9 protein-coding genes are annotated in these 7,276 nt (G+C 67.7%); 3 read left to right on the top strand and 6 right to left on the bottom strand.

Going from position 1 to position 7,276, the window contains the following annotated elements:
• Nucleotides 1–226 precede the first annotated feature (226 nt).
• Nucleotides 227–463, bottom strand: coding sequence for a sulfurtransferase TusA family protein (locus ACH107_RS27985; RefSeq protein ID WP_310691651.1), 237 nt, complete (start codon nt 461–463; stop codon nt 227–229).
• A 126-nt stretch (nt 464–589) separates the two neighbouring features.
• Here ACH107_RS27985 and ACH107_RS27990 point away from each other — a divergent pair, with 126 nt between their 5' ends.
• The 3 genes from ACH107_RS27990 to ACH107_RS28000 all read left to right on the top strand — a co-directional run bounded on the left by ACH107_RS27990 (nt 590) and on the right by ACH107_RS28000 (nt 4,110).
• Entirely contained in the window at nt 590–1,348 is a 759-nt protein-coding gene (locus tag ACH107_RS27990) for a cytochrome c biogenesis protein CcdA (RefSeq protein WP_310691652.1), read from the top strand.
• Between the two features lie 121 nt (nt 1,349–1,469).
• Nucleotides 1,470–2,780 carry a hypothetical protein gene (locus ACH107_RS27995; RefSeq protein ID WP_412508998.1) on the top strand — a complete coding sequence of 437 codons (1,311 nt, stop codon included), beginning with the start codon at nt 1,470–1,472 and terminating at the stop codon, nt 2,778–2,780.
• Nucleotides 2,743–4,110, top strand: a complete 1,368-nt coding sequence (locus ACH107_RS28000) for a cytochrome P450 (protein WP_412509000.1) — start codon at nt 2,743–2,745, stop codon at nt 4,108–4,110. Before ACH107_RS27995 ends, ACH107_RS28000 begins: the two co-directional genes overlap by 38 nt.
• A gap of 12 nt (nt 4,111–4,122) precedes the next feature.
• Here the strand turns inward: ACH107_RS28000 and ACH107_RS28005 are convergent, their stop codons facing one another.
• The 5 genes from ACH107_RS28005 to ACH107_RS28025 form a co-directional block, all read right to left on the bottom strand.
• The gene (locus ACH107_RS28005; RefSeq protein WP_310691986.1) at nt 4,123–4,353 is read right to left on the bottom strand and encodes a ribbon-helix-helix domain-containing protein; all 231 of its coding nucleotides are present in this window, start codon (nt 4,351–4,353) and stop codon (nt 4,123–4,125) included.
• Complete coding sequence (locus ACH107_RS28010) at nt 4,350–4,526, bottom strand: DUF4169 family protein (RefSeq protein ID WP_310691985.1); 177 nt, start codon at nt 4,524–4,526, stop codon at nt 4,350–4,352. Before ACH107_RS28010 ends, ACH107_RS28005 begins: the two co-directional genes overlap by 4 nt.
• The gene (fumC, locus tag ACH107_RS28015; RefSeq protein WP_412509002.1) at nt 4,523–5,926 is read right to left on the bottom strand and encodes a class II fumarate hydratase; all 1,404 of its coding nucleotides are present in this window, start codon (nt 5,924–5,926) and stop codon (nt 4,523–4,525) included. The genes ACH107_RS28010 and fumC overlap by 4 nt, the downstream gene beginning before the upstream one ends.
• A 102-nt stretch (nt 5,927–6,028) precedes the next feature.
• Nucleotides 6,029–6,499 (bottom strand): SspB family protein, encoded by a 471-nt coding sequence (locus ACH107_RS28020; RefSeq protein WP_310691983.1) that lies wholly within the window; start codon nt 6,497–6,499, stop codon nt 6,029–6,031.
• A 60-nt stretch (nt 6,500–6,559) separates the two neighbouring features.
• The coding region (locus ACH107_RS28025) for a chromate transporter (protein WP_412509003.1) at nt 6,560–7,276 on the bottom strand (717 nt) is incomplete at its 5' end.

Genomic DNA, 7,276 nt, shown 5'->3' on the forward strand with positions numbered 1-7,276 from the left:
GCCGAGGCGCCCAAGCCTACGCCCGAACCGGAACCGGCCCCCGTCGAGGCCGCGCCGGAACCGGCCGCCGAGGCCGAGGCCGCCCCGGACCCGGAAAAGGCCGAAACGGCCCCCGGGAAACCGGCTACGCCCAAGCGGCGCGGCTGGTGGGCCCTGGGCCGCTAACACGCTGACACCACCAGAGAATCGCCGTGCCCCATCGGGCGCGGCGGTTTTGCATGCGGGGTCAGGGGCGCGGGCCGCGTTCGATCAGATAGATCTGGTGGCCATCGCATTCGCCCTGCTCAAGCAACACGTGCCCGGCCTCCTGGCAGAAATGCGGGATGTCGATCACCGCGACGGGGTCGTCGGCCAGCACCCGCAGCCGCGCGCCCGGCGCCATGGTGCGCAGCAGCTTGCCGGCCCGCAGGACGGGCAGGGGACATTTCAGCCCGCGGGCATCCAGGGGGGTCTCGGTGCGCATGCCCGGCCTCATGTGCCAATCCGCCCGGCTTGTCCAGTTCTGCGCGACTGACGCCCCTGTGACAAAGAGTGGCGTGACCTTTGCCCGCGCAATCGCTATCTGGGGGAAAACGGATCAGAGGGTGCCATGTTCGCCGCCGAGACCTTTCTAGACGCCTCGCTCCTGCCCGCGCTGCTGATTGCAATGTCCGCCGGGGTGTTGTCGTTCCTCAGCCCCTGCGTGCTGCCCATCGTTCCGCCCTATCTGGCCTACATGGGCGGCGTCAGCCTCTCGGACATGGGCGAGGGCGACGCCGCCTCGCGGCGCAAGGCGTTGGGCGCAGCGCTGTTTTTCGTGCTGGGCCTGTCGACCATCTTCCTGCTGCTCGGGGCGGCAGCTTCGGGGCTGGGGCGGATGCTGCTGGCCTACCAGGACTGGATGCTGACCATCGCCGGGGTGGTGATCATCGGCTTTGGCCTGCATTTCCTCGGGCTCTACCGGGTGGCCTTCATGGACCGCGAGATGCGCGTGGACGCCGGCGACCGGGGCGGCTCGGCTGTGGGCGCCTATGTGCTCGGGCTGGCCTTCGCCTTTGGCTGGACGCCCTGCCTTGGCCCGATCCTGGGCGCGATCCTGGGGCTGGCGGCAACCGAGGCCGATATCGGGCGTGGTGTGACGATGCTGGCGGCATACGCGGTGGGCCTGGGGATTCCCTTCCTGCTGGTCGCGGCGTATTTTCCCCGCCTGACCGGTGTCATGGGCTGGATGAAACGCCACATGGGCACGATCGAGAAGACCTCGGGCGGCTTGCTGGTGCTGGTGGGCGTGATGATGATCACCGGTCAGTTCACCGCCTTCAGTTACTGGCTGCTGGAGGCCTTCCCGGCGCTGGCCACCCTTGGCTGAGACCCGATGCCGGGCGGGCTGCCTTTTGCCTCAAACGGCTCCGCCTCGCGAGTTTTGCGCGCCCTTATCCTCGCCGGTGATCGCGGCTAGTCTGGCCGGGCCGTCAGCAAGAGCATGCCCCATGGCCAGAGATTCGCATCGCGACGTCGCACGCCGCCGGGTGTTCTACATCCCCGGCTACGACCCGATTCACCCGCGCCGGTATCGCGAGCTTTACCGCCGCGAAGCCGCCGCCCAGGGGGCGATGTCCGATTACGCGGTCTCGATCGCGCCCCGCTCGGGCGGCAAGACCTTCGGCTGGAGCGCCGAGAGCCGGATCGACGGCAAGCGGACCGAGGCGCGGATCGACGTGCTGGTCTGGTCGGACATCGTGCGCGGCTCCATGGGCAAGTCCATCGCGGCGACCTACGGCCAGTTGGTGCGGACGGCCTGGGCCTATATCGGCACCGGTGCGCTGTGGCGGCTCATGCGGCTGCGCAAGGGGCCGGTGATCGCCGCGCTCTACCCCGTCGGCATGCTGATCGTGCAGGCGCTGCTGGCGCTGCTGGCCGCGGTCCTGGCCGCCCGGGCCCTGTCATTAGGCCTGACCGCGGGGGGTGCGGCCTTTACCGCGTCGCCGGTGGATGACACCGTGCAAGCTGTCGCGCGGGTTGTCCTGACCTGGGCGCTCGGGGGGGTGGTGGCCTGGCGCGTGCTGACCTGGTTCAAGCAGCAAGACGGGCGGTTCTTTGCTTACTACCTGATGCACGACTATGCCTTCTCGGCGCGCTGGATGGGCGCCGACCCGCCCGAGCTGGAGGCGCGCATGGCCGACTTTCGTGCCACCATCGCCCAGGCCCTGAACGACCCGGTCGACGAGGTGCTGGTGGTCGGGCATTCCTCGGGCGCGCATCTGGCCATCTCGGTGCTGGCGGACCTGATCCGCGCGGGCGAGGTGCCCGGGGATGGTCCCGCGCTGGCCTTTCTCAGTTTGGGACAGGTTGTACCCATGGTGTCTTTCCTGCCCCGCGCCGAGCGCCTGCGCACCGACCTGCATTTCCTGTCGCAACGCAGCGAGCTGACCTGGGTGGACGTGACCGCCCCGGGCGACGTTTGCGCCTTTGCCCTGTGCGATCCGGTGGCGGTGTCCGGCGTCGCCCCTGAGACGGGCAAGCGTTGGCCGCTGGTGCTCTCGGCCGCCTTCACGCAGACCCTCTCGCCGGCGCGCTGGAAGGCCTTGCGCTGGCGCTTCTTCCGGCTGCATTTCCAGTATCTTTGCGCCTTCGACCGGCCGGGCGACTACGACTATTTCCGAATCACGGCCGGGCCTTGGACCCTGGCGCGGCGTTTCGAGGGCCGCGCCCCGTCGAAATCGCGCATTGACCTGCCGGCCTCGAAATACACAAGCATGACCCATGACGCCGATTCCTCCGAAACCGCCCGCTCGGCCTGAGCGGGTCTCGCTCTGGCGCCACATGCGCCTGTTTCGTGCCGATATCCTGTCGGGGCAGCCGGCCAAGCTCTACCGCGCCTGGATGGCCGAGTTCCGAACGCCCTTCTTCCGGTCCTATCTCGCCAATGATCCGGCGCTGGTGCGGCGCGTGCTCAAGGACCGGCCCGACGACTTCCCCAAGTCCGACCGCATTGGCGCAGGGCTGCGCCCCCTGCTGGGCGAGAGCGTGTTCCTGACCAACGGCGCGACCTGGAAACGCCAGCGCCGCATCATCGACCCGGCCTTCGAGGGCGGACGGCTGCGCGACACCTTTCCGGCCATCTGGGCGGCGGGCGAGGCGGCGGTGGACCGCTTCGGCCGGGCGGGGCAAGACGGCCCCTTCGACGTTGAACCCGAGACCAGCCATGCCGCCGCCGACGTGATCTTTCGCACGCTGTTTTCCATCCCCATCGAGCACGAGGTGGCGCGGCAGGTCTTCGACCAGTTCAAGGCGCATCAACGCACGCAGCCGATCCTGAACCTGGCCGCCTTCCTGCGGGTGCCGCGCTGGATGCCGCGCTTTTTCAAGCGCGAGACCCGGCGCACCGCGCGCGAGATTCGCGCCCTCATCACCCGTCTGACCGAGGATCGCATGGCGCAGATCGCGGCAGGCACCGCCCCCGACGATCTGGCCACCAAGATCATGACCACCGCCGATCCGGAGACCGGCGACCGTTTCGGCACCGAGGAAATGGTCGACCAGGTGGCAATCTTCTTTCTGGCAGGCCACGAGACCAGCGCCAGTGCCCTGGCCTGGACGCTCTACCTCCTGGCGCTTTATCCCGCGTGGCAGGACAGGGTCGCCGAAGAGGCGCGCGCGCTGGACGGGGGCTGTGATTTTCGGGTGATGTCGCAGTTGAAGATCAGCCGCGACGTTTTCCGCGAGGCGCTGCGGCTCTATCCGCCGGTGCCCATGATGGTGCGCGAGACCTGCAAGGCCGAAGCCATGCGCGACCGTACCGCGCCGAGGGGCAGCCAGGTCGTGCTTTCGCCCTGGCACCTGCACCGGCACACCCGGCTGTGGGACAATCCCGACGGGTTCGATCCCACCCGCTGGGACACCGAGAACGGCAAGGCCTGCCAGCGCGATGCCTATATCCCCTTCTCGGCGGGGCCGCGGGTCTGTACCGGGGCGGGCTTCGCGATGGTGGAAGGAACGCTGCTGCTGTCCATGCTGTTGCGGCGGTATCGTCTGCGCCCCGTGGCGGGCCGCGCGCCGGTGCCCGTGGCACATCTGACCGTGCGGGCGCGTGATGGCATCTGGCTGAGGCTGGAACCGCGCACGGATTAAGTGGGCGGCGCCTCAGGCGTCGGGGTCCGCTTCGGCCTTGACCGCCGCCAGCACGAAGACCCGGATCGCCGAGGCCAGTCCGACATCGCCGCGCGCCTCGTCGATCTCGATGGCCAGGCCGTTGATCGTCCGGCCCCTTTGGGCGGCAAGGCGGCGAAATTCGCGCCAGAAGGACTCTTCCAGAGAGACGCTGGTGCGGTGCCCGCGCAGCGTGAGCGAGTGCTTGACGGGCCGCCCGGTCACTCGTCATCGAACCGCTGTTGATCCAGGTGGCGACGGGCCTTTTCCTCGCGCGCGGTGTCCAGCAATTTCTGCGCCTTCGTGCGACCGTGCTTGACCGCATTCTCGTCAGCGCGGGCCTTCTGTTCGGCCCGTGCCTTGGTCTTGCGATGCTTGCCGAGGTTCACGACGCTCATTTCGGGCCGATCATGTCCTCGGGGCGCACGACGCGGTCGAAGGTCTCTTCATCGACAAAGCCCAGCTTGACCGCCTGTTCGCGCAGCGTGGTGCCGTTGCGGTGCGCGGTCTTGGCCACGGTGGTGGCATTGTCATACCCGATGGTCGGGGCCAGCGCCGTGACCAGCATCAGCGATTCGGTCATCAGCTTCTCGATGCGCGCCTCATTGGCCTGGATGCCCGTCAGCATCCGTTCGGTGAAACTGTCGGCGGCATCGCCCAACAGCTGCATGGACTGGAGCAGGTTGTAGGCCATCATCGGGTTGTAGACGTTCAGCTCGAAATGGCCCTGGCTGCCAGCGAAGGAGATCGCCGCGTCATTGCCCAGCACATGGGCGCAGACCTGGGTCAGGGCCTCGGCCTGGGTCGGGTTCACCTTGCCCGGCATGATCGAGCTACCCGGCTCGTTTTCGGGCAGGATCAGCTCGCCCAGCCCCGAACGTGGCCCCGAGCCCAGAAAGCGGATGTCGTTGGCGATCTTGTAGCAGGCCATGGCGGTGGTCTTGACCGCGCCGGACATGAAGACCATCGCGTCATGGGCGGCCAGGGCCTCGAACTTGTTGGGGGCCGTCACAAAAGGCAGCCCGGCGATTTCTGCCATGTTGGCGGCGACGGTGGTGTCCCAGCCGGGGGCGGTGTTCAGCCCCGTGCCCACGGCGGTGCCGCCCTGGGCCAGTTCGTGGATCTTGGGCAGGGCCTGCTTGATCCGCTCGATCCCGTTCTCGACCTGCTGGGCATAGCCGGAAAATTCCTGGCCCAGGGTCAGCGGCGTGGCGTCCTGCGTGTGGGTGCGGCCGATCTTGATGATGTCGTGAAATTCCTGCGCCTTGGCGCGCAGCCCGGCCAGCAGCTTTTCCAGCCCCGGAAGCAGGGTGTCATGCACCGTCATGGCGCAGGCGATGTGCATGGCCGTGGGGAAGGTGTCGTTCGAGGATTGCCCCATGTTGCAGTGATCGTTGGGATGCACCGGGTCCTTGCTGCCGATCTGCCCGCCCAGAATCTCGATCGCGCGGTTCGAGATCACCTCGTTGGCGTTCATGTTTGATTGCGTGCCCGAGCCGGTCTGCCAGACCACCAGCGGAAAGTGATCGTCCAGCTTGCCTGCCACGACCTCGCCCGCGGCCGCGATCATGGCATCGGCCAGTGTCGCATCCAGCTTGCCGCTGTCGCGATTGGCCTGGGCGCAGGCCTGCTTGATCACGCCAAGCGCACGAACGATGGCGACGGGCTGCCTTTCCCAGCCGATGGGGAAGTTCATCAGGCTGCGCTGGGTCTGGGCGCCCCAGTAGCGGTCGGCGGGGACCTCAAGCGGGCCAAAGCTGTCGGATTCCGTGCGGGTCTCGGGGTGGGTCTGGGTCATGGAGGTGTCCTTGCGGTATGCCGTTGTATGCCAAATACCGCCCTGACACCGTGACCGCAACTGTCACAATGCCGCGTTGGCCCGGCTGGCGGGCCGGGGCGGCTACTTGCGGAACTTGTCGAGGCTGACGACCTCGGCCTCCGTATGGTCCGCGTCTTCGGCGTCGGGCTCGGCCATCTCGTCCATGGGGGCGTCCTCGGCATCGGGTCCGGGGTCGTCTTCCTGGGTTTCGAAGCGCAGGCCGAATTCGACCGAAGGGTCCACGAAGGTCTTGATCGCGTCATAGGGGATATACAGCGGCTCGGGCGCGTCGCCGAAGTTCAGCGTGATGGCAAAGCCGTCCTCGCTGACGGTGAGGTTGTCGAACCAGTGCTGGATGACGATGGTCATTTCGCCCGGATAGCGGTCGGACAGCCAGTCGGCGATTTCAACATCCGGGTGCAGGGTGTCCAGCGTGATGAAGAAATGGTGCTGGCCCGGCAGGCCCTCCTGTTCGACCCGGCGCAGCACCTTGCGGATCAGGCCGCGCATGGCCTCGTGCATCAGGTTGCCGTAGTCGATGGTGCTGGTCACGGGGTCTGTCCTTCGCTCTGTTCCGATCAGCATACGGGATTCGGCCCCGAGGGAAAGGGGCTAGAACAAACCGATCAGGACACCGGCCAGGGTCACCGTGCCAAGGCTCTGCAACAGCGGCCATTTTCGCCACAAAAGCAGGGCCGCGGCCAGCAGCGCCAGCGCCAGTGCCACAGGCTGGAAGCTGGCCCAGTCGGGGACGAGCAGTTGCAGCGGCCCCAGGCGCTGCCGCGCCACCGAGGCAAAAAGCACATGCACCGCGAACCAGACCGAGAGGTTGGCGATCACCCCGACCACGGCGGCGGTAATGGCGGTGAGGGCCGCGTTGATCCGGGGGCGGTGTTCCAGCCAGTCGATCAGCGGCGCGCCTGCGAAGATATAGACAAAACAGGGCACGAAGGTCACCCAGAGGGTCATCAGCCCCGCCAGCAGGCCCAGTCCGGCCCCGCCCGCGTTCAACCCGGCGGTGATGCCGACGAACTCGGTCACGAGGATCAGCGGGCCGGGCGTGGTCTCGGCCAGCCCAAGCGCGTCCAGCATCTGCCCGGTGGTGATCCAGCCCTGGGCGGTCACGACCTCCTGCGTCATGTAGGCCAGCACCGCATAGGCCCCACCGAAGGTCACAACGGCCAGCTTGGAGAAGAACAGCCCCAGGGCAAGCAGAAGTTCGGCCCCGGCCAGCGCAGCCAGCGCTACGGGCGCGCCCCAGAGCAGCCCCCCGATCACCAGCGGGCGCAGGCTGCGGCGCAGGTCGACCGGGACGCCGCCGGGCAGGGT

It is taken from the genome of Roseovarius halophilus (ex Wu et al. 2025), from assembly GCF_047086965.1.